Raw genomic sequence first — 21,214 nt, forward strand, 5'->3', positions numbered from 1 at the left:
CCTCGATACTCGTTATTGTCCGGAACATACACTAGCGCCAAAGTCTTTGCGATTTCCTTTTTAGCGCGCCGCAAAAGGTGATCGACGCGTGAAGATCCACGTTACCAATCGGACCGCCGGTTTCCGCCGAAATCTCCGCCTCCCATCTTGACGGCACGGCAAAAGCTCTCCATGCATCTCGGCCTCAAAAGCTCAGGATTTCGCCGCAAATGACCACCGATCCCCGCTCCGAAACCGCTCCGAAGATTTCCTTCGTCAGCCTCGGCTGCCCGAAGGCCCTGGTCGACAGCGAGCGGATCGTCACGCATTTGAGGTCGGAGGGTTACGAGATCGCCCGACGACATGACGGCGCCGACGTGGTCATCGTCAACACCTGCGGCTTCCTCGACAGCGCCAAGGCCGAGAGCCTCGACGCCATCGGCAAGGCGATGGCCGAAAACGGCAAGGTCATCGTCACCGGCTGCATGGGCGCCGAGCCCGAGCAGATCCGCGACGCCTTCCCCGATGTCCTGGCGATCACCGGCCCACAGGCCTACGAAAGCGTGATGAGCGCCGTTCATGAGGCCATTCCGCCGGCCCACGACCCCTATGTCGATCTGGTACCGCCGCAGGGCGTCAAGCTGACGCCGCGTCACTACGCCTATCTCAAGATCTCCGAGGGCTGCCACAACCGCTGCAGCTTCTGCATCATTCCGAAGCTACGCGGCGATCTCGTCTCGCGGCCGGTGGTCGACGTGCTGAAAGAAGCCGAGAAGCTGGCCAACGCCGGCGTCAAGGAGCTGCTGGTCATCTCGCAGGACACCTCCGCCTACGGAGTCGACATCATGTACCAGACCGGTATCTGGAAGGATCGGGAGATCCGCGCCCGCTTCTACGACCTTGCCGATGCGCTCTCGGAATTCGGCATCTGGGTGCGCCTGCACTACGTCTACCCCTACCCGCACGTGGACGAGGTCATCTCGCTGATGGCCGACGGCAAGGTGCTGCCCTACCTGGACATCCCCTTCCAGCACGCCTCCCCCAACGTGCTCCGCGCCATGCGCCGGCCGGCTCACCAGGAGAAGACGGCCGAGCGCATCGCCAAATGGCGCGACATCTGTCCCGATCTCGCAATACGCTCCACCTTCATCGTCGGCTTCCCCGGTGAGACGGAAGAGGACTTCGAGATGCTGCTCGATTGGCTCTCCGAGGTGAAGCTGGAGCGCGTCGGCTGTTTCAAATACGAGCCCGTCAAGGGCGCCGCAGCCAACGATCTCGGCCTGCCGCTGGTGCCGCCGGAAGAGCAGGAGCGCCGCTGGCATCGCTTCATGGCCCATCAGCAGGGCATTTCGGCCAAGCTCCTGCAGCGCCGCGTCGGCAAGCGCATTCCGGTCATCATCGATGAGGCAAACGGCACGGTCGCCAAGGGCCGTTCCAAGTGGGACGCGCCGGAAATCGACGGCTCCGTTCACCTTACGAGCCGCCGCCCGATGCGCGTCGGCGACATCGTCACGGCCAAGATCGAGCGGGCCGACGCCTATGATCTCTGGGGCACGGTGGGCTGATCACCCTCCTCACGGCGTGAGAAGGTCTTTCAGCGTCAGCGCGATGACCTCGGTGGCCGCCTTCAGATCCGAAAGCTGGACGTGCTCGTCGGCCGCGTGGGCGTTGGCCTCCAAAATGGAACGCGGACCGGCGCCGTAGAGAACCGTCGGGATGCCGGCCGCCGAGTAATGGCGGGCGTCGGTGTAGAGCGGCACGCCGGTCGGCTCGACGGCAACGCCGAGCACCGTCTCGGCATGTGCCGAGATGGACGCCACGAGCCGGTCGGCGCCGGGCAGTTCGCGCAAGGGCTCGGCCAGCATGATGCGGCGGCACTCCACCTCAAGACCGTCGACCTTGGGCGTCGCCGCCTCGATCAGCGCCACCAGCTTCTTCTCGACCTCGGTGCCGACCTCTTCGGGGATCAGACGGCGATCGAGACGCAGCGCGACGCGGTCGGGCACGACGTTGGTGTTGATGCCGCCGGAAATCAGTCCGACGGTGAGCTTGGGCGAACCGATGCCCTTCTGGGCCGAAACGGTGCTGCCGAGGCGGTGCCGCTCATCGTAGAGCGCCTTCAGGATCGGAACGGCATGCTCCAACGCGTCGACGCCGGTTTCCGGCATGGCCGCGTGGGCCTGCTTGCCACGGATGATGATCTCCATGTGCAGCACGCCGTTGTGAGCGGTGGTGATGGCATAGGAGAAGCCGGCGGAAATGGCGTAATCGGGCTTCGACAGGCCCTGCTCGATCAGGAACGCCGGGCCGACGAAGCCACCGGCCTCCTCATCGAAGGTGAGATGCAGTTCCACCGTACCGTCGAGGGGCAGCCCGGAGGCGATCAGCGCTTTCAGCGCAAAGGCATAGGTTGCGAAATCCGACTTCGAAACGGCGGCGCCGCGGCCGTAGATCGCGCCACCTTTCTCTTCCGCCCCATAGGGCTGCATCGTCCAGCCCGAGCCGGGCGGCACCACGTCGCCGTGGGCATTGAGGGCGATAACCGGCCCCTTCCCTTCCCCGAAGACATGGCGGACGATCAGATTGGTCACCGAGCGCATGCCATTCTGGCGAACGAAGGGTTCCGGCACCGGATGACGCTCGACACGGAAGCCAAGGGCTTCGAGGCGCTCGGCAGCCGTTTCGGCGATGGGCGCGCAATCGCCGGGCGGATTGTCGCTCGGTACCCTGACCAACGCTTTCAGGAAGTCGACCTCGGCGGCAAAGGCGGCTTCGATGATGGCTTTCATATCAGGTCCCCTGAAGATTCGGCGTCTATCGCCAGCCGCTCGACGGCCTTGATCAAGGCTTCCACGGCGAGGCCCATGTCGTCAATGGCGGTGAACTCGGCCGGATTGTGGCTGATGCCGCCACGGCAGCGCACGAACAGCATTCCGACGTCGGTAAGGTGGTGCATGGCGTGGCCATCATGGCCGGCGCCCGAGGCAAGCTGCCGTTGCGGGAGACCGAGATCGCGGGCGGCGGCGGCAAAAGCCTCCTGGAGGCGCGGAGCGCACGGCGTGGTCGGGCTTTCGTAGAACTTATCCATGGCGACGGACACGCCACGACGGTCGGCGATCGCCTGGAAACGCGCGTCCAACTCGGCGATGGCGGACAGACGCGGCGCATCGGCGTCGGCGCGAATGTCGAGAGTGAAGACCACTTCGGCCGGAATGACGTTGACGGCTCCCGGCTTGGCGACGAGGCGTCCGACGGTTGCGACCATCTGATGGGCTTGGCCGGCGCGAGCCACCTCCTCGATGGCCAGCATCAATTCCGCGCTGGCGGCGAGCGCATCGCGGCGCAAGGGCATCGGCACGGTACCGGCGTGGCCGGCCTCGCCGGTGACGGTCACCGAAAAGCGCGACTGGCCGGCAATGGAGGTCACGATGCCGATCGGCAGGCCTTCGGCCTCCAGCACCGGTCCCTGTTCGATGTGCACTTCTAGGTAAGCGAGCGCTTCCTCGCGGGCGTAGGCGGCAGAGGCCGCCGCGTTCGGGTCGCCGCCAAAGGCGAGGAGAGCGTCGCGCAGGAGCACGCCATCGGCGTCCCGCGCATCGAGATCGGACGGCACGAGGCAACCGGCAACAGCCGAACTGGACACCAGCGTCGTCGGGAACCGGACGCCCTCCTCGTCACCGAAGGCCAGCACGTCGACCCCGAACGGCAGTTCGATGCCCCGCGCCCGGATTTCCTCCACGGCGAGGATCCCGGCGACGACGCCCAGCATGCCGTCGTACCGACCGGCGTTGACCACCGTGTCGATGTGCGAGCCGATCAGAACGCGCCGGTTGCCTGCCCTTCCCGGCGCGGTCGGCTTCAGGCGGCCGCGTACCGTACCAAGCGCGTCGGACCCGACGTCGAGGCCGGCGCCATGCATCCACTCGGCAACCCGGCCGGCTGCCGCGCGGTGGGCGGGCGATAGATAGAGGCGGGTCAGGTTGGCGTCGTCGTCGGTGAAGGCGGCGAGTTCGGCGAGCATCGCCTCGGCACGAGCGCCGAGTTCGGTCGGTGTCCTCACGATGCGACCCGGTCTTCGATCCGGAAACGGAAGATGCGCGCGATCTCGTCGAGCGCCCGCTCGAACTCCGTGTCGGGGCTGTTGCCGAGCCGCTCCTCGAAGGACGCAAGAATGTCGGCCTTCGTTGCTCCGCGCACGGCGAGGATGAACGGAAAGCCAAACCGCTCCCGGTAGGTTTTGTTGAGCGCCTCGAAGCGGCCGAACTCCTCCGGCGACAACGCATCGAGCCCGGCGCCGGCCTGCTCGCGGCGGGAATCGTCGGCGATCGACTTGGCCTTGGTGGCGAGATCGGGGTGGGCACGGATGAGCGCGAGCTTGGCGGCGCGGCCTGCGGCACGCAACACCTGCTCGAAGGCGGCGACGATGGCGTCGCGGTCCTGGAAGGGGCGCATTTCCTCGGCGGCCTCGGCCACCCAGGGCGAATGTTCGGCAACATCGCCGAAGGTGGCCATGAAGGCCTTGGCACCCAGGCTGTTCACATCCTGGACAGTTGTCGGAAGGGTCATCGCGGTCCCCGCTCGGGCTTACAAATCATTAACCGCAAGAGGTTGGCAAAATCACAGAGGTTCCGCAATAGGCCGACGGATAGGCCTTACGGGTAGCCGAATGTCGTGGATCGACGTCCGGCCGTCGATACGGGCGAGATGCAGCAACCGGTCCTTTCCGAACGACCTGCCGGAGACGATGTGGAAGGCGTTTGGGTCGGACAACTCGGTCAACGGCAGCTCGGGAACCTCGCCGCCGGCGGTATCCTCGGAGACGATGATCGTCGCTTCGTCGACCATGCCGGCTTCGAGCAGAGACCGCGACAGCCGGACCCCGCCCTCGGCCAGCACCGAGCTTATGCCGAGACCTCCCATCTGAAACAATACGTCGGCAAGATCGAGGCGGCCCGAGGCCTCGCGCTCGGCGGTAAGCACCAGCACGCCGCGCTGGAACAGGGCCTTCACCCGCTCCTCGGGCGCGTCGGGCGCCACGAAAACCCAGGTCGGCGACGTCCGGGCCAGCGTGACGACATTGGAGTTTACCGGCGTGCGCGCCTCGGCATCGACGATCACGCGGACCGGGGAACGGGCTTCGCAGCCCGGCAGGCGGGCCGTGAGGCGCGGATCGTCGGCAACGATGGTGCCGCTACCGACCATGACGGCGTCATGCTGGAGGCGGAGGCCGAAACCATGGGCGCGCGCGGCGGTGGACGCGATCGGCCGCATGCCCTCGCCCGTGCACTCGATGCAACCGTCGGCGCTGAGCATGAGGCGAAGGTGAACGTGCGGACGGTCGAGACGCGACCGGGCGATATGTCCGGCATGCAGCAGCGCCGCCTCGCTGGCATGGACGCCGCTCGTCACCCTGATGCCGTTGCGCTCGAGAACGACCAGACTGCGGCCGGAATAGCGAGGATCTGGATCCTCGATGCCCACGACGACATGAGCGACGCCGGCATTGACCAGCGCGGTGACGCAGGATGGAGCAGGACCGCCGTTGAGACAGGGCTCCAGCGTCACGTAGAGCGTGGCGCCACGCGCCCGAGCACCGGCCGCCGCCAGCACCAGCGCCTCGGCATGCGGCCGCCCGCCGGGCGCCGAGACGGCGCGGGCAATTACTTCGAAGCCGTCGGGCGCCTTCCGCACGAGAATGGCGCCGACGGACGGATGCGGCCGGGCAACGCCGGCATTCCGCCAGCCAAGGGCGATGGCGGCGGCCATGAAACGACGGTCAAGTTCGGTCGGTTGCCCTCGGGCCACCGTCATCGCCGCCCTCACTCGCTGTCGGCGTTGAGCTCGCCCAGCACGCTCTCGAAATCCTTGGCCTCGCGGAAGTCGCGATAGACGGATGCAAAGCGCACATAGGCAACGTCATCGAGCGTTTTCAGGCCTTCCATGACCAGCCGGCCGATCAAGCCGGCCTCGATCTCGCTCTCTCCCATGCTTTCAAGCTGACGAACGATGCCATTGACCATGCGCTCGACCCGCTCGCTCTCCACAGGACGCTTGCGAAGGGCGATCTGCACCGATCGCATCAGCTTGTCCCGATCGAACGGCACGCGTCGGCCGGACCGTTTGATGACGGTAAGCTCGCGCAGCTGCACGCGCTCGAAGGTGGTGAAGCGCCCGCCGCAAGCAATGCAGACACGCCGACGACGGATTGCGGTTCCGTCTTCGGTGGGGCGGCTGTCCTTCACCTGGCTGTCTTCGTTGCCGCAATAAGGACACCGCATGGGGCTCACTCTCCGTCGAATCTGATAAAGCGGCACTATATCGATCAGGGGTGGGCGATGCCACAGAGCCGAAGGACACGAGCGCCGGAGATTGAGACGGACCGGCTGATTCTGCGCGGACACAGGCGCGACGATTTTCCGGCGCTGGCCGCCATGTGGGCCGATCCGGAGGTGACGCGCTTCATCTCAGGCCGGCCGGCGACCGAGCACGAGAGCTGGATGCGCTACCTGCGCTATGCCGGCCACTGGATCGTCATGGGCTATGGTTTCTGGGCGGCGACACGCAAGGACACCGGCGCCTTCATCGGCGAGATCGGGTTCTCCGACTTCAAGCGTCCCATCGACCTGCCGGTGAGAGGCTTGCCGGAGGCCGGCTGGGCTTTCGTGCGGTCCGCCCATGGCCAAGGACTTGCCAGCGAGGCACTTGCGGCCTGCCTCGCCTGGGCGGACAAGGCGGCACGCTTTCCCCTCACCACCTGCATCATCGAACCGCAAAATGCGCCGTCGATCCGACTGGCAGAACGAGCCGGCTACAAGCAAGCCGCCGTCATCGCCGGAACGGAAGGCACTCCGATCGGCCTTTACGAACGCGTACGCCCCAAGAACAGACAAGCCCCGGAATCCTGAGATTCCGGGGCTCGCATCGGTCAGCGATCCGGCCGATCAGCCGAACAGCTTGGTCGCGATCTTGGCGACGTGGGCACCCTGATAGCGAGCGGCCTCAAGTTCGATCTCGGACGGCTGACGCGAGCCGTCACCGTCGGTGATGGTGGAGGCGCCGTAGGGCGAGCCGCCCTTGACGGCCTCGACGCCCATCTGCCCCTGGAAGGCATAGGGCAGACCGACGTAGGCCATGCCGTGATGCAGGAAGGTGGGGATCAGGCCAAGGATGGTCGATTCCTGGCCGCCGTGCTGGGTGGCCGACGAGGTGAAGGCCGACGCGACCTTGCCAACGAGCTTGCCCTGGGCCCAGAGAGCGCCGGTCTGGTCGAGGAAGTTGCGCATCTGCGAGGCAACGGTGCCATAGCGCGTGCCGGCGCCGACGATGATGGCGTCGTAGTCGGCCAGCTCATCCGGCTTGGCGATCGGAGCGGCCTGATCGACCTTGTAGTAGGAAGCCTTGGCGACATCCTCGGGGACCAGTTCCGGAACGCGCTTCACATCGACCGTCGCGCCGGCCGAACGAGCACCTTCGGCGACGGCGTTGGCCATCGTCTCGATATGTCCGTAAGCAGAATAGTAGAGCACAAGCACCTTGGCCATATTATGAAGTCCCCAATGAATGCCGGTCCTGCCGGCGAAAGCGGTGCCTTGAACTTAGCCCTTCGAACGGCTACGCAAAGCCACGTAATGGGCGACACATCTTCCACCCAGGGTGAACGATCAACCCCTTTCAGGGGGGCATTTAGGCGTCCACATTGATCGAAACCCGTCGCCTGCGGCTACGCAGCGTGCGCCTTTCCTGCTCTCACTTGGGAACCGACCATGGAATTCGGCATCGACAGCTTCGTTTCGACCACCTGGACTCCGGCCAGCAAAACCGGCGACGCCGAGCGCATGGCGCGTCTTCTCGAGGAAATCGAGACGGCCGATGCGGCCGGACTCGATGTTTTCGCCATCGGTGAGCATCATCGCGAGGAATATCTCGCCTCAGCTCCCGCCGTCATTCTGGCCGCCGCGGCGGCACGGACGAAAAACATCCGGCTGGCCAGCGCCGTGACGGTGCTGAGCTCCGACGAGCCGGTGCGCGTGTTCCAGCAGTTTGCCACGCTGGATCTGATCTCCAACGGCCGAGCCGAGATCATTGTCGGGCGCGGCTCGTTCATCGAATCCTATCCGCTGTTCGGCTTCGACCTCAGAAACTACGACGAACTGTTCACCGAGAAGCTCGACCTGCTGCTGACCATCCGCGACAACATCAATGTGACCTGGTCGGGCAAGCACCGGGCGGCTCTGACCGGACAGGGCGTCTACCCCCGGCCGGTACAGAAGCAGTTGCCCATTCGCATCGGCGTCGGCGGCACGCCGGCATCCTTCGCCCGCGCCGGGTTCCTTGGTCTGCCGTTGGTCGTCGCCATCATCGGCGGCGAACCTCACCGCTTCCGGCCGCTGATTGATCTCTATCGCCGAGCGGGCGCCGAAGCCGGTCATCCGCCCGAGAAGCTCAGTGTCGGCGTTCATGCGGTGGGCTTCCTCGCCGACACCACCGAAGAAGCCGCCGACATCTACTGGCCGGGCTATGAGCGAACCTTCTCGAAGATCGGACGGGAACGCGGCTGGGGACCGACGACGCGTGCCCAGTATGATGCGCTACGCGGGCCGACCGGCGCGCTGATGATCGGCGGCCCCGACGAGATCATCGCCAAGGTCCGCCACGTCAACGAGTCGCTCGGCGGCATCGACCGCCTCACCCTGCTGCTGCAAGGTCAGGAGTTGCCGCATGCCGCGGCTCTCCATTCGATCGAGCTGCTCGGCAACAAGGTGAAACCGGCGGTCAATGGCGGGACCGCCTGATACCTGCCGCTCGAGACGGTCCGTCGTCCTGATGGCGGACCGACCTTGGCAATCGTTCAGTTCTGAATGATGGTCTACGAAATCGGGCAATATGAATCGTTTTTTCTGGCGTCTATATGCTTCTCCGGCAATCACCGGAGGCGACCATGCAAGACATATTGACCTTCATCATGACCCGCGAAGGTTTCCGCCGGCCCAGGCAGACGCACACCGCAGAAGCCGACCGGGAGTTCTACGATACGGCGGCACCGCTCGCCGCCAAGATACATGCCGCACGCCAGCAGCTCGCTCGCTGGAGGCACTGCCTGCCTCGGCGCGAAGCGGTTGACGGTTGATCGGAGATCGAGTCCGCCCGGCGCGGCCGTTGGACCGATCGAAGGGCGGAACGAAGGCCGGCGGGATCAAGCCGCCGGCCTTTTCACTCACACTATGTTCTTTTCCCTGACCTGCCGCCCGTCGCGGATGCGAACCGGTGAAAGCTCCGAGAGATCGAGACTGCGGTAGGCGCCGTGGACGACCAGTTCGCTGAGCCCCCGGCCGACGGCTGGTGCCTGTTGCAATCCGTGGCCGGAAAAGCCGTTGGCCAGCAGCAGGTTCGGCACCTCCGGCATGGCGCCGAGCAGCACGTTGTCGTCGTAGGCGCACATGTCGTAATAGCCGGCCCAGGCGGCGCCCGGCTTGATGCGCTCGAAGGCGGGAACCCGCGTAGCGATCGTCGGCCAGATGTGATCCTCGAACAGGTTCCAATCGACGTCGAAGTCTTCGTCCACCTCCGGATCGTCCTCGCCGGCTGGCGCCCAGCCGCAGATGAAGCCGTCGCTGTCGCCGCGTACGTAGGTACCGTTGGGATCGATCAAGAGCGGACAGCGTTCGATCCGGTCTTCCGCCTTGAAGGTGAAGATCATCCGCTTCTTCACTTCGATGGGGATGTCGATGCCGGCCGTGGCCGCGAGCTTGCGACCGTCGGCGCCGGAGGCATTGATCACCGTATCGGCGGAAATCACCTCGCCGTCCTCAAGACGAACACCGGTGGCCCTGCCGCTGTCGACCTCGATGGCGGTGGCGCGTGCCGGACGGTAGTCCACGCCAAGCGAGCGCGCCTTGCGGCGAAAGGCCTGCATCATGCCGTAGCCGTCGAACCATCCCTCGCCGCTCCGGCCATAGCAACCGGCAGAGAGATCGTCGATACTGAGCCAGGGGAAGGTGGCGACCAGACGGTCCGGCTCCAGAAAGGCAATGTCGGCACCGAGCTCGACTTGCAGCCGGTGATTTTCGGCGAGCGTGTCCCGCCCGGCGTCGGTGGCGAGAAAAAGATAGCCATCCTCGTGAAAGCCGATATCGGGCCTGTCGCCATCGACCTCCAGCAGATCGCCTATATTACGAATGAATTCAATACCGTACAGGGAAATCTTGATGTTCACCGCCGTCGAAAACTGCTGACGGATCGAGGCGGCCGACAAGGCGGACGCGCATTTGCGGTAGGACGGGTCCTTTTCGAGCACCAGAACCTTGCCGGAGAAATCGGGGTTGGTGGCAATATGATAGGCAGCCGACGACCCGGTCACGGCGCCGCCGACGATCACGACATCATAGTGAGGCATTTGAGAACCTGAGATTGCCTTCGGGTGCTGAACCGCCCGGTAAGGCCATCAGAGATTCTGCTCAGCGCACTGTCAAGCGGACGGCCGCCCAACCCGCCGGCAGGCGCTGCACAAACAATGCGCCAATGCCTTCATAGGCGGCTTCGCCTCGTCCTGCGGGGTTCCCGGGCGACGAGCGCGCCCGGGAACTCTCTTGGATCGCCCGTCAGTCGGCCGCCTTCTCTACATAGCGCGGGAAGATGCCGACCGGCGCCGGCAGAGTGACGCCCCCCACAAGAGCCCCACCTTCGCCAAGGCTGTCGAAGGCCCGACGATCGGCGGGCACGGCCAGGAGGTCGAGCAGCTTTTCCATCGATGCCGGCATCACCGGCTGGATCAGGATGGCGACGTTTCTGAGCAGTTCCGCCGTCACCCACATGATGGTGGCGAAGCGTGCCTCGTCGGTCTTGCGAACCGTCCACGGCGCCTCGGCATCGAAGTAGCGGTTGGCCTCGCCGAGAACGGCCCAGATGGCATTGAGCATCTGGTGGATCTGCTGCCCCTCGATCGCCTCGCGGCAAGCCGGCAGCAGACCGTAGACGCTCTGGAGGATCGTCCGGTCGGCGTCGGTGAGCGGTCCGGGCGTCGGCAGCACGCCGCCAAGGTTCTTGGCAATCATCGACAGCGACCGCTGCGCGAGGTTGCCGAGATTGTTGGCGAGATCGGCATTCATGCGGCCGACGATCGCCTCGTGGCTGTAGTTGCCATCCTGGCCGAAGGAGACCTCGCGCAGGAAGAAGTAGCGGACGGGATCGAGACCGTAGGTATCGACCATCTCCTGCGGCCCGACGACGTTGCCGAGCGATTTCGACATCTTCTCGCCGCGGTTGAACAGAAAGCCGTGGGCGAAGACGCGCTTGGGCAGCGGCACACCGGCGCTCATCAGGAAAGCCGGCCAATAGACGGTGTGGAAGCGGACGATATCCTTGCCGATGATGTGCAGGGCCGGCCAGTATTTCCGGAACATCTCGCTATTGGTGTCGGGATAGCCGAGCGCCGTGATGTAGTTGGTCAGCGCATCGACCCACACGTACATGACGTGCTTGTCGTTGCCTGGCACCGGAATGCCCCAGTCGAAGGTGGTACGCGAGATCGAGAGGTCCTTGAGCCCGCCCTTGACGAAGCTCGTCACCTCGTTCCGGCGCTCGTCGGGACCGATGAAGTCCGGCTGCTCCTCGTAGAGCTTCAGGAGCCTGTCCTGATAGGCGCTCAGGCGGAAGAAGTAGCTCTCCTCCTCCACCCACTCAACGGGGGTTCCCTGCGGACCGAAGCGGATGCCGTCGTCGGAGACGATGGTTTCCTCTTCGCCGTAATAGGCTTCGTCGCGGACCGAGTACCAGCCGGCATACTTGTTCAGGTAGATGTCGCCGTTGGCTTCCATCGCCTTCCAGATCGCCTGGCAGGCAACGCGGTGACGCTCCTCGCTGGTGCGGATGAAGTCGTCGTTGGAGAGGTTCAGGAGCGTGGCCATCTCCAGGAACCGGGCCGAGTTGCGATCGGCGAGCTCGCGGGCGGTGATGCCCTCCTTGCGCGCCGTCTGCAGCATCTTGATGCCGTGTTCGTCGGTGCCCGTCAGGAAGCGAACGTCATGGCCGTCGAGCCGCATGAACCGCGCCATCACGTCGGTCGCCATCGCCTCGTAGGCGTGGCCGATGTGAGGAGCCCCGTTGGGGTAGCTGATCGCGGTCGTGATGTAGAACGTCGGTTTCATGAGTTCGCTTCAGGGTTTCGATGGTGCCGGACGGAAGGTCAAAAGGCGCATCCGAACGGAACGCCGGCGGCACGATCTTTTGAATAGCTACTTAGCGACGCATCCCGCAAGGCTTTGCATCATCGAAATCACCGCCTGCCGCCGATCGAGGTTGATCCCATCGGTTTCAGCGACGATGCGATTGACCGTCTCCCAGGCAACGGCATAGCCGTTGAGACGGTCGACGCCGCTCCTCAGCGTCAGGCGCATATGTTCGGACAGCCAGCCACGGGCGAGATCGGCACAAAGGTCGAAACTATCGGCGCCCTTGCGCCCGGCCACGGCATCGGCGAAGCGATAGAGGCGCGGCCGGTCGAGACGCGGGAAGCCGTCGGCGAGGGACCGGAACTGGCGAAAGACCTCCAGGCCGTTGTTTTCGATGCACTCGATGGCCCGGCGCACCGACCCTTCGGCAAGAGCCGTGAGCGACGGCTTGTCGCCTTCGGCCACCGTCAGGCCGAGGGACGTCAGCGCCGCATCCAGGTCGTCCGGGGCAAGCGGATCGAGCGCCAGCCGGCGACACCGCGACCGGATGGTCGGCAGGAGCCGACCTGGCGCGTGGGAGAGAACCAGAAACAGCGACCGTTTCGGCGGCTCCTCCAGCATCTTGAGCAGTGCGTTGGCCGCGGAGACGTTCATGTCGTCGGCGGCATCGACGATGGCGATACGATAGCCATCGACACCGGCGGCATTGCCGAAGAACGTCACCGTCTTGCGGATCTCGTCGACGGTGAGCTGCGTCTTGACCTTCTTCGCCTTCTCGTCCCAGGGGCGACGAAGATGCAGGAGGTTGGGATGGGCGCCCGTCGATACCATCGCGGCAACGCGATCGTCGGCCGGCAACAAGCCGGAAGCCGTCGGCGGCGCTTTTGTGGGGTCTGGGTGGCTCAGCACGAAGCGGGCGAAGCGAAAGGCCAGCGTCGCCTTGCCGATGCCCTTGGGTCCGGTCAGCAGAATGGCGTGGTGCAGCCGCCCGCCGGCGTAACCGTCGTGCAACTCGGCGGCGGCGACGGAATGGCCGATCAGCTCGGTCTGTTCGCGCGGCAGCGGAAACCCTTCCAGCCAATCGGCCTCGGCGGCGCGATCGTCCTCAATCGCCACGGGCGCCCTCCCCGTCGAGCCGGAATCGGCTTGTCACCAGCTCAAGGATCTCAGCGGACACCACATCCTTTTCGCGACTGCCGTCGACGACGACGCAGCGCTCGGGAAACCGATCGGCCAAGGCGAGGAACCCCCGTCGGCGCGCTTCGTGGACGGCGACGGCGTCGCTCTCGAAGCGGTCGGCGCCTTCCGAACGATGGCCGACGCGGGCGAGTCCGACCGAGACGGGCACGTCGATGATGACGGTGAGATCGGGAATGGTGGAGCCGATGGCCGCGTCGACGAGGCCATCGACGACATCGGCGGGCAGCCCGCCGGCCGTGCCCTGATAGACGCGACTTGAATCGGCAAAGCGATCGCAGACGACGAAGGCACCTCGCCCGAGCGCCGGCTCGATCAGTTCGGCGACGTGATCGATACGGGCGGCCGCAAAAAGATAAGCTTCGCCCAGAACGCCGAGCGGCTTGGCCCGGCCGGACAGGAGAAGGCCGCGAATGGTCTCGGCCGCGGGCGAGCCACCGGGCTCGCGCGTCAGCACCACGTCGAGGCCGCGCGCCTCAAGCGCCGCCGTCAGGCGTTTCGACTGCGTCGACTTGCCGGTGCCCTCACCGCCCTCGAAGGTGATGAACCTACCCCTGGTGCCGCCCACGCAATGCTCCCAAATTCACGATATCCTCGATCGATATAGACCCGATCGTCCTATACCACCAGCCGGCGAACATCTCGGCAAAGCCGTCGAGCGCCCGGTCGCGGATCTCGCCGCGTTCGACGTCTGCGGCGGCTTCGAGCGTCACGGACTGGTAAAGGCGGTCGCCGACCCTGACTTCGAGGCGGGCGACCGGCGCACCGCGCCGGATCGGCGCTGGCACCGGACCATCGTAGACCACGGCAAGGCGAAACTGCGAGCGATCGCCGGTCGGCAGGGTCAAATTCACCGGTGCGCCACCGGTGGAGACAACCGCCACGTCCGGCGCATTGCCGCCGAACACCTTCACGCGACCGATCTCGGCCCCGGACGGGTAGATCTCGAACCGTCCGTACTCCGAGAACGCGCCCTCAACCAAGGCCTTGAGATCCTTGTCGCGATCGGCGAGCGAAGCATAGCCACTCGCCGCGAGAGTGACACGGCGATCGCCGCGCCCCGCCGTCAGCAGAGCGCCCAAGCCAGCCGCCTCATCGAAAGCCAGCATCATGCCGTCGACACCCGGGAGCTCCTTGATGAAACGCGTCTTGTTGGTCTGGTTGATCTTGTTCCAGAGAAACTCCGGCTGGCTGTAAAGCGCGTAGCGGTCGGGATAGGTCGTCCTGATATGGCCGGCCAACGCCAGCATGTCGGAAAGCGTGGTCTTGGCCTGGGGATCGGGGTAGCCGGTCGGATTGGCGAACCGGCTATCCTTGAGGCCGATGCGCGCGACATAGGCGTTCATGCGCGCCGTGAAGGCCGCCTCCGAACCGGAAAGCCCCTCGGCCAGGGCGATGGCAGCGTCATTGGCGTAGTCGACGACGAGGCCGCGCAACAGATCGCTCACCGGCACGAAGGACTTCACGGCCGCGAACATGGTGGTTACGCGGGCAGGTGCGCCACCGGTGCGCCAAGCGTGTTCGCTGATGGGATATAGCGTCGCGTCGGTCACTTCGCCGGTCTTCAACGCCTCGAAAACGACGGCGGCGGTGACCAGCTTGGCGAAATTGGCCGGCGCGAAAGGCTTGTCCTCGTCCCTGGCTATCAGCAGCGAACCGGTGGTCTCGTCATGCAAAGCCACGCGCGGCGCGACGCTTTCGAGCGCAACAACAGGGCTGGATACCAGGGCGGCAACCAGAAGGAACGGCAGAACGAACCCACGCATGACGACGAAACCGGGCCTCGTGCTCCCGGCGTCGAGACGCCGGACATTCCCCTCGCCGCGCGGCAGGCCGGTCAGCGCAGGAGACGGGCTCCGTCGATGCCGGCCGCCTGGGCAGCGGCGATCGCCTGATCCGGCGTAACCGTCAGAGCCGTAAGGCGCATCAGCTTCATGTCGCGTCCGCCAACCGAAATGTCGGTCACGACGGGCGTTCCATAAGCGGACAACACAGCGCTCACCTTCAAGACATTGTCCGGATTGCCGAATACGCCAAGCTGGACCACCGGTCCGGACGGTTCGCGAGTGACGGCCGGCTTCGGTCCGGCCATTCCTTCAAGCTTGCTGACCAACTCGGACATGCCAGTGCCGCCCTCAAACCCATCGACGGCCTGATAGGCCTGCGACACGCGATCGGCGGCGTAGCCCGACGCATTGGGCGGCAGCGGCGGCAGCGCCACGTCGCCGAACATGACGGTCGGCTGATAGGTGTTGGCGTTGGTATCGGCGTAGCTCAAGCGCGGCTGCGGCAGCGGAACGGTCGAATTGAACGTGGCCGGGGCAAGGGCAGCGACTTGCGATTGAGCGACAAAATCAGCCGGATCGGCGGACGCGATGGTCACATAGTCAAAGGTTTCGACCGGACGGGGCAACGGCACCACGTCGATGGCCGGCGCAGGGGTGCCGGCGACATCGGCCGGAGCCGCGGCGGCCATGACGGCAGGAGCGGCAGCCGGCGCGGGTTTCGGCGAATCCGAGCTGTCGAAGACATGCATCATGGTCTTCACGCCCGGCAGCGCCTCGACGGCGGCGAGCATGACGTTCGGCTTGTCAGCCTGCGGCTCCCCGAGCGCCGGACCACGATAGGAGGCGAGCAAGAAAGCGCTGTCGTCGCCCTCGGTCGACGCCGGGCCGACATACTCGACGCGAATCTTGGCGACGCCGGCGCGCTTGACGCCGAGCATGTCGGCGGCGCGCTGCGACATGTCGAGCACACGGTTGGAATGGAACGGGCCGCGATCGTTGACGCGGACAATGACCGAGCGGCCGGTGGCCAGACTGGTCAGCCGCGCATAGGACGGCAGCGGCATGGTCGGATGGGCGGCGGAAATCGAAGAGCTATCGAACACTTCGCCATTGGCGGTACGGCGACCATGGAAATCGGTACCGTACCAGCTGGCGAGACCGACCACCTTGTAGTCGGGATCGACCCTTGGAACATAGGTCTTGCCGGCGATCTGGTAGGGCTTGCCAACCATGGAGCGGCCGCCGCCTTTCGGCACCGCCTCGCCCATGGCAACCACGCGCGGGCTGGGCGCGACGCCGTACTTGGGATCGACCTTCGCCTTGGCGGACTTGAGAGGGCCCTGTTCGGTAGTTCCGCAGCCCGCTACACCGATCGCCAGAACAAGTGATGTGGACATCACCGTCAACAGCGTTTTCGTCGTCGAGCGCGTGCCGTTTCGCCCTGCAGTCATTCCGTACGCCTTGCCGTTCGAGCACTCATCACCATCGCAGCTTCGGCCGGCAGTCGCCTTCCGGAGCCTTCCAAGACGGAGCGTCGCACCAAAGTGCGTTCACTCACTTTAGAACGCCATCCCTAACCTCTTGTTAAAGATGAGACGGCGGCTCGATGATAAATCCCCTGGTCAATCCCTAGCGCCCGGCCCCGCGAAGGAAACCGGCAGCGTGCAATTTGTACATTCGTTCGACAGGCCCGTAAAGGCAGCAAAGGCTGTGGGCGACCGATTTCATACACACCAAATGTAGTATTTAATCGTTATAGCCTGGGACGACTCGTCAGAGTCCCCTCGGGCCGAAGCTGTTCGATTTCGGGAATCCCAGAGGCGGCAGCCGTCCGGCAGTTGCGCGGTCGCCGATCCAGTCGGCAAGGTCGGTCACCGTTCTCTGGAACACGCGCCCCGACGCATCGGTCCAGATGAGACCGGCATCGGCCGCAAAGACCCGCACGTCCGATACGCCGCCATCCTTGTACTTCTGAAGGCGCACGCCCTTGCCGCGTCCCATTTCCGCCACCTGGACCAGGGGGAAGATGAGGAACTTGCGGTTCTCGCCGATGATGGCGACGTGATCGCCTTCGACCGGAACCATCAGCTTGGCCTTCTGACCGGACGACACATTCAGAACCTGCTTGCCCTTGCGGGTCGTCGCAACGAGATCCGCCTCGGCGGTAATGAAGCCGTAGCCGTCCGACGACACCACGAGAAGCTTGCGGTCCTGCTTGTGCACGAAGACATCGACGACATCGGCGCCGTCGTCCATGTCGACCATCAGCCGAATCGGTTCGCCGGACGAGCGCCCGCCGGGCAGCTTGTCGGCCCCGAGGGTGAAAACCTTGCCGTTGTCGGCAAAGACGATCAGCTTGTCCGTGGTCTCCGCCTTGAAGAACAGCTTCAGCCCGTCACCGGCCTTGAACTGCAGGCCGGAGACATCGGAAATGTGTCCCTTCAGCGTGCGAATCCAGCCTTTTTCGGAGACGACGACGGTGATCGGTTCGCGCTCGATCAGCGCTTCCATCACGTCGTCGACGGCGTGAGCGGAGCCGTCGCCGAAGCTGGTGCGGCGCTTGCCGATCTTGCTGTCGGCGCCGAATTCCTTCTTCACCTCGGCGATCTGCCAGCGCACCGTCTTCCACTGCTTCTTCTCGGAGCCGAGCAGATCCTCGATCTCGGCCTTTTCCTTGGAGAGTTCCGCGTGTTCCTTGCGGATTTCCATTTCCTCGAGCTTGCGCAGGTTGCGCAGCCGCATGTTGAGCACGGCATCGGCCTGCGTCTCGGTGAGACCGAACGCGCGGATCAACTCGGCCTTGGGCTCGTCCTCCTCGCGGATGATGCGGATCACCTCGTCGAGGTTGAGATAGGCAATGATGAAGCCTTCGAGCAGCTCCAGGCGGGCATTGATCTGGTCAAGCCGGTGCTGAGACCGGCGGATCAACACCTCGCGGCGATGCGCGAGCCATTCGATGAGCACCTGCCGAATGCCGAGCACGTTGGGCACCTGCCCCCGCGACAGCACGTTCATGTTCATCGGGAAGCGGCTTTCCAGTTCCGACATGCGGAACAGCGCTTCCATCATCAGCTTGTCGTCGACATTGCGCGACTTCGGGACGATGACGACGCGGACGTCGGTGGTCGACTCGTCGCGGACATCCTCGACGAGCGGCACCTTCCGATCGGTGATCAGCTCGGCGATCTTCTCGATCAGCTTGGCCTTCTGCACCTGGTAGGGGATCTCGGTGATCACCACCTGCCACATGCCGCGGTCTAGATCCTCGCGGTGCCAGCGGGCACGAACGCGGAAGCCGCCCCGGCCGGTGCGGTAGGCCTCCAGGATGGCCTCCGGGCTCTCGACGATGATGCCGCCGGTCGGAAAGTCCGGTCCGCGGATCGGACCCTGGTCGCGGTTGACGAGCCCCTCCACCGGTGTCTCGGGCGCGTCGATCAGCTTGATGGCGGCGTCGCAGATTTCCGCGACATTGTGGGTCGGGATGTTGGTCGCCATGCCGACCGCGATGCCGGCCGAGCCGTTGGCGAGCAGGTTCGGGAAGGCGCCGGGCAAGACCACCGGTTCCTTGTCGGCCTGGTCATAGGTCTCGCGGAAGTCGACCGCGTCCTCGTCGAGCCCGTCCAGCAGCAGGCGGGCGACCTCGGTCATGCGCGCTTCGGTGTAGCGCTGGGCGGCAGCGCTGTCGCCGTCGATGTTGCCGAAGTTGCCCTGGCCGTCGACCAGCGGATAGCGCTGGGAGAAATCCTGGGCGAGGCGCACCATGGCCTCGTAGACCGCGCCGTCGCCATGCGGATGATACTTGCCGATGACGTCGCCGACCACGCGGGCGCACTTCTTGAAGGCGTTGCCGGGGTCGAGGCGCAGAAGGCGCATGGCATAGAGGATGCGCCGGTGCACTGGCTTCAGGCCATCGCGCACATCGGGCAGCGCCCGGTGCATGATGGTCGACAACGCATAAGCGAGATAGCGCTCTTCAAGCGCCTCACGAAGATTGATCGGCTCGATGCCGTCGGAGGGAATCAGTTCCTTGCCCATGGCACGATGGGTAGAATCGCCCCCGCCCAAGTGCAACAGAATGGCAAGCGGTTATCCGCCAACGTGCACGTTTTGTCCCCGGATTAGTGTCAATCCGCCACGAGCGGCACCGCCTTGGCATCCAGCGCCTTCACCGCGTCGGCCGGCTTCAGGTGAACCTGAAGGCCGCGCTGACCGCCGTTCATGTAGACCGTTTCGTGGGCGAGCGCCGCTTCCTCGAAGGCGGTCGGCACTCGTTTCTTCTGGCCGAAGGGCGAGATGCCGCCGACGTGGTAGCCGGTAACCCGCTCGGCCTCGGCCGGCTTCATCATCTGGGCCGACTTGCCGCCGAAGGCGGCTGCGAGCCTTTTCATGCTGACTTCGTGGTCGGACGGCACGACGACGCAGACCGGCTTGCCGTCCACCTCCGCCATCAGCGTCTTGAGCACACGGAACGGCTCGGCGCCGATCGCTTCGGCCGCCTGCATGCCGATGCGGTCGGCGTCGGGATCATAGTCGTAGGTGACCGTCTCATAGGCGACGCGCGCCTTGTCGAGGAACTGGGTGGCGCGAGTGGTGCGGGACATCGGAAAGACCCTGTTGCGTCCAGAAAAGGTCAGGCGGCGAGCCCGGCCAGAAAAGCGGGGAGCCGGCGGTTGACGGCGACGGCCGCTTCGACGTGCGGCAAATGACCGACTTCCGGAATGACGAAGCGCTCGCCGCCGACGGCGACCAGACGATCCTCGTCAAGCGGGTTGACGGCGTCGCCTGCGCCCCAGATGACCAGACGCGGCAGGCCGGCCTCGGCCACCTTGTGGAATGCGGCATCCGCCTCGGCGGAGATCGCCGTCATTTCCGAGGCAATGCGCGACAGCGCGGCCCGGCGGCCGGGCTTTTCGAGTTCGTCGAGCATGTAGAGCGCCAGGCGCCGGTTGGCGAGGCTCTTCCTGACGAACAGGCGCTGAAGCAGATGTTCGGTGGCTTCGACGTCGGTCAGGGTCGGCAAGGTCTCCACGAAGACGCGCGGAACCGGCCGGCCAAGGCCCGAAGCGGCCAGCGCCGTCAGCGACCTCACACGGTCGGGATGGCGTGCGGCGAAAACACCGGACACCGCACCTCCGAGCGAATGTCCGACCATGTCGACGCGACCGACGCCGGCCTCATCGAGCGCGCTGCGGATGGCATCGGCGAAAGCGACGGCCGACGGCGCCATCCCTTCCGTCCAGGGCGATGCCCCGTGCCCCGGCAGATCGAGCGACCAGACGTCGGCGACCGCCGACAGCGCCGGCTGGTTGGCCGTGAACGTGCGACGATCGGCGCCGAAGCCGTGGACGAGCAAGAGCGGAGCTCCGTTGCCTCCGGAATGATGGAGACGGACCTCGAAAGCGGCTGGAGACAATGTGGACAATCGCAACTCCGGACGGACGCGCGGGCCGTCGCAGATTGGCGGTTCACAGGTTGAAGGGCAAGGGCAATCCGCATCGCCGTAGTCACTTTCACTTATACTTGACTAATTAACTCAAGTTATGCTCCCTATCGGCACATCCTATCGTCGGAAGCCGATCATGAACGCGCCCTACCTTCCGCCTGAAAGCTGGCACCCCCAGGACGTCGAGGACCTCCTCGTCCTCGTGCGGTTCATTGGCGGGGAGAAACGGCGCAAATCCGGTGACTCCTTCGTCGATCATCGGCCCGACGCCCTGGCCTGCCGCCGGCTGACCGAACGCTGCGCTCTCGTACCCCGTCCACACGCGCCGGGCGGCCACGCGGCCAGCCTCGTCGGCATGTCACGCCTCTATCGTTTCGTCCATGCGCCGGTGGGCATCGCTCCGGACATGCCCGTCGACCGGGAAGTCGCGGTGCGCCGCGCCGTTCTGGAGGCGCTCGACCCGCCAGACCGCAGCGAGGTGGAAGCCCGAATGTGCGCCGATCTCGTGGAGATGCGGGCCGGCATCTTCCGCTGCGCACACGCCGACCTCTGCGCCGGGCGCGGCTGCCCGTTCGAGCTGGAGGTGTCGGCCGATGCGATCGATCGCGCCCTCTGCGTCCTGTTGCCCAAGGGAAACTGAC

Annotated in this window: 20 protein-coding genes; 5 read left to right on the top strand and 15 right to left on the bottom strand. The window is 65.2% G+C overall.

What is annotated here, in order from left to right:
- Nucleotides 1-209 precede the first annotated feature (209 nt).
- Nucleotides 210-1,544 carry a 30S ribosomal protein S12 methylthiotransferase RimO gene (gene rimO / locus QQZ18_RS07435; protein ID WP_284539630.1) on the top strand — a complete coding sequence of 445 codons (1,335 nt, stop codon included), beginning with the start codon at nt 210-212 and terminating at the stop codon, nt 1,542-1,544.
- A 9-nt stretch (nt 1,545-1,553) separates the two neighbouring features.
- Here the strand turns inward: rimO and QQZ18_RS07440 are convergent, their stop codons facing one another.
- Genes QQZ18_RS07440 through nrdR form a run of 5 tightly spaced genes read right to left on the bottom strand, consistent with a single transcriptional unit; the run spans nt 1,554 to nt 6,257 of the window.
- Nucleotides 1,554-2,768: an ArgE/DapE family deacylase gene (locus tag QQZ18_RS07440; RefSeq protein ID WP_284539632.1), complete on the bottom strand. Its 1,215-nt coding sequence runs from the start codon at nt 2,766-2,768 to the stop codon at nt 1,554-1,556.
- The gene (locus tag QQZ18_RS07445) at nt 2,765-4,039 is read right to left on the bottom strand and encodes an allantoate amidohydrolase (RefSeq protein ID WP_284539634.1); all 1,275 of its coding nucleotides are present in this window, start codon (nt 4,037-4,039) and stop codon (nt 2,765-2,767) included. Before QQZ18_RS07445 ends, QQZ18_RS07440 begins: the two co-directional genes overlap by 4 nt.
- The gene (uraD, locus tag QQZ18_RS07450) at nt 4,036-4,545 is read right to left on the bottom strand and encodes a 2-oxo-4-hydroxy-4-carboxy-5-ureidoimidazoline decarboxylase (protein WP_284539636.1); all 510 of its coding nucleotides are present in this window, start codon (nt 4,543-4,545) and stop codon (nt 4,036-4,038) included. Before uraD ends, QQZ18_RS07445 begins: the two co-directional genes overlap by 4 nt.
- 51 nt (nt 4,546-4,596) lie before the next feature.
- Nucleotides 4,597-5,790 carry a bifunctional diaminohydroxyphosphoribosylaminopyrimidine deaminase/5-amino-6-(5-phosphoribosylamino)uracil reductase RibD gene (ribD, locus tag QQZ18_RS07455; RefSeq protein WP_284539638.1) on the bottom strand — a complete coding sequence of 398 codons (1,194 nt, stop codon included), beginning with the start codon at nt 5,788-5,790 and terminating at the stop codon, nt 4,597-4,599.
- Nucleotides 5,791-5,798: 8 nt separating this feature from the next.
- Entirely contained in the window at nt 5,799-6,257 is a 459-nt protein-coding gene (gene nrdR / locus QQZ18_RS07460) for a transcriptional regulator NrdR (RefSeq protein WP_101288275.1), read from the bottom strand.
- A 57-nt stretch (nt 6,258-6,314) separates the two neighbouring features.
- Between nrdR and QQZ18_RS07465 the strand changes: the two genes are divergently transcribed.
- Complete coding sequence (locus tag QQZ18_RS07465; RefSeq protein WP_284539642.1) at nt 6,315-6,884, top strand: GNAT family N-acetyltransferase; 570 nt, start codon at nt 6,315-6,317, stop codon at nt 6,882-6,884.
- Nucleotides 6,885-6,920: 36 nt separating this feature from the next.
- On the opposite strand, the gene wrbA is transcribed toward QQZ18_RS07465, so the two are convergent.
- Nucleotides 6,921-7,520, bottom strand: coding sequence for an NAD(P)H:quinone oxidoreductase type IV (gene wrbA / locus QQZ18_RS07470; protein WP_284539643.1), 600 nt, complete (start codon nt 7,518-7,520; stop codon nt 6,921-6,923).
- A gap of 222 nt (nt 7,521-7,742) precedes the next feature.
- On the opposite strand from wrbA, the gene QQZ18_RS07475 reads away from it, so the two are divergent.
- Together QQZ18_RS07475 and QQZ18_RS07480 are read left to right on the top strand one after the other, a co-directional pair.
- Nucleotides 7,743-8,771 (top strand): Atu2307/SP_0267 family LLM class monooxygenase, encoded by a 1,029-nt coding sequence (locus tag QQZ18_RS07475; RefSeq protein ID WP_284539645.1) that lies wholly within the window; start codon nt 7,743-7,745, stop codon nt 8,769-8,771.
- Between the two features lie 146 nt (nt 8,772-8,917).
- Nucleotides 8,918-9,106, top strand: coding sequence for a hypothetical protein (locus QQZ18_RS07480; RefSeq protein WP_284539647.1), 189 nt, complete (start codon nt 8,918-8,920; stop codon nt 9,104-9,106).
- A gap of 87 nt (nt 9,107-9,193) precedes the next feature.
- On the opposite strand, the gene QQZ18_RS07485 is transcribed toward QQZ18_RS07480, so the two are convergent.
- From QQZ18_RS07485 to QQZ18_RS07525, 9 genes are all read right to left on the bottom strand, one after another.
- Complete coding sequence (locus QQZ18_RS07485) at nt 9,194-10,372, bottom strand: NAD(P)/FAD-dependent oxidoreductase (RefSeq protein WP_284539649.1); 1,179 nt, start codon at nt 10,370-10,372, stop codon at nt 9,194-9,196.
- A gap of 205 nt (nt 10,373-10,577) precedes the next feature.
- Nucleotides 10,578-12,122 (bottom strand): methionine--tRNA ligase, encoded by a 1,545-nt coding sequence (gene metG, locus QQZ18_RS07490; protein ID WP_284539651.1) that lies wholly within the window; start codon nt 12,120-12,122, stop codon nt 10,578-10,580.
- Nucleotides 12,123-12,209: 87 nt separating this feature from the next.
- Nucleotides 12,210-13,262, bottom strand: coding sequence for a DNA polymerase III subunit delta' (locus QQZ18_RS07495; RefSeq protein WP_284539653.1), 1,053 nt, complete (start codon nt 13,260-13,262; stop codon nt 12,210-12,212).
- Nucleotides 13,252-13,911 carry a dTMP kinase gene (tmk, locus tag QQZ18_RS07500; RefSeq protein ID WP_284539655.1) on the bottom strand — a complete coding sequence of 220 codons (660 nt, stop codon included), beginning with the start codon at nt 13,909-13,911 and terminating at the stop codon, nt 13,252-13,254. The genes QQZ18_RS07495 and tmk overlap by 11 nt, the downstream gene beginning before the upstream one ends.
- Nucleotides 13,892-15,109: a D-alanyl-D-alanine carboxypeptidase family protein gene (locus QQZ18_RS07505; protein WP_284539657.1), complete on the bottom strand. Its 1,218-nt coding sequence runs from the start codon at nt 15,107-15,109 to the stop codon at nt 13,892-13,894. The genes tmk and QQZ18_RS07505 overlap by 20 nt, the downstream gene beginning before the upstream one ends.
- Before the next feature lie 71 nt (nt 15,110-15,180).
- Nucleotides 15,181-16,581, bottom strand: coding sequence for a septal ring lytic transglycosylase RlpA family protein (locus QQZ18_RS07510; RefSeq protein ID WP_284539659.1), 1,401 nt, complete (start codon nt 16,579-16,581; stop codon nt 15,181-15,183).
- 322 nt (nt 16,582-16,903) lie between these two features.
- Entirely contained in the window at nt 16,904-19,165 is a 2,262-nt protein-coding gene (gene parC / locus QQZ18_RS07515) for a DNA topoisomerase IV subunit A (protein ID WP_284539660.1), read from the bottom strand.
- Nucleotides 19,166-19,254: 89 nt separating this feature from the next.
- The gene (gene ybaK, locus QQZ18_RS07520) at nt 19,255-19,731 is read right to left on the bottom strand and encodes a Cys-tRNA(Pro) deacylase (RefSeq protein ID WP_284539663.1); all 477 of its coding nucleotides are present in this window, start codon (nt 19,729-19,731) and stop codon (nt 19,255-19,257) included.
- 29 nt (nt 19,732-19,760) lie between these two features.
- The gene (locus QQZ18_RS07525) at nt 19,761-20,483 is read right to left on the bottom strand and encodes an alpha/beta fold hydrolase (RefSeq protein WP_284539665.1); all 723 of its coding nucleotides are present in this window, start codon (nt 20,481-20,483) and stop codon (nt 19,761-19,763) included.
- Between the two features lie 226 nt (nt 20,484-20,709).
- Here QQZ18_RS07525 and QQZ18_RS07530 point away from each other — a divergent pair, with 226 nt between their 5' ends.
- Nucleotides 20,710-21,213 carry a hypothetical protein gene (locus QQZ18_RS07530; RefSeq protein ID WP_284539667.1) on the top strand — a complete coding sequence of 168 codons (504 nt, stop codon included), beginning with the start codon at nt 20,710-20,712 and terminating at the stop codon, nt 21,211-21,213.
- The last annotated feature ends 1 nt before the right edge of the window (nt 21,214 follow it).

The organism is Pleomorphomonas sp. T1.2MG-36, from assembly GCF_950100655.1.
Taxonomy (GTDB): Bacteria; Pseudomonadota; Alphaproteobacteria; order Rhizobiales; family Pleomorphomonadaceae; genus Pleomorphomonas.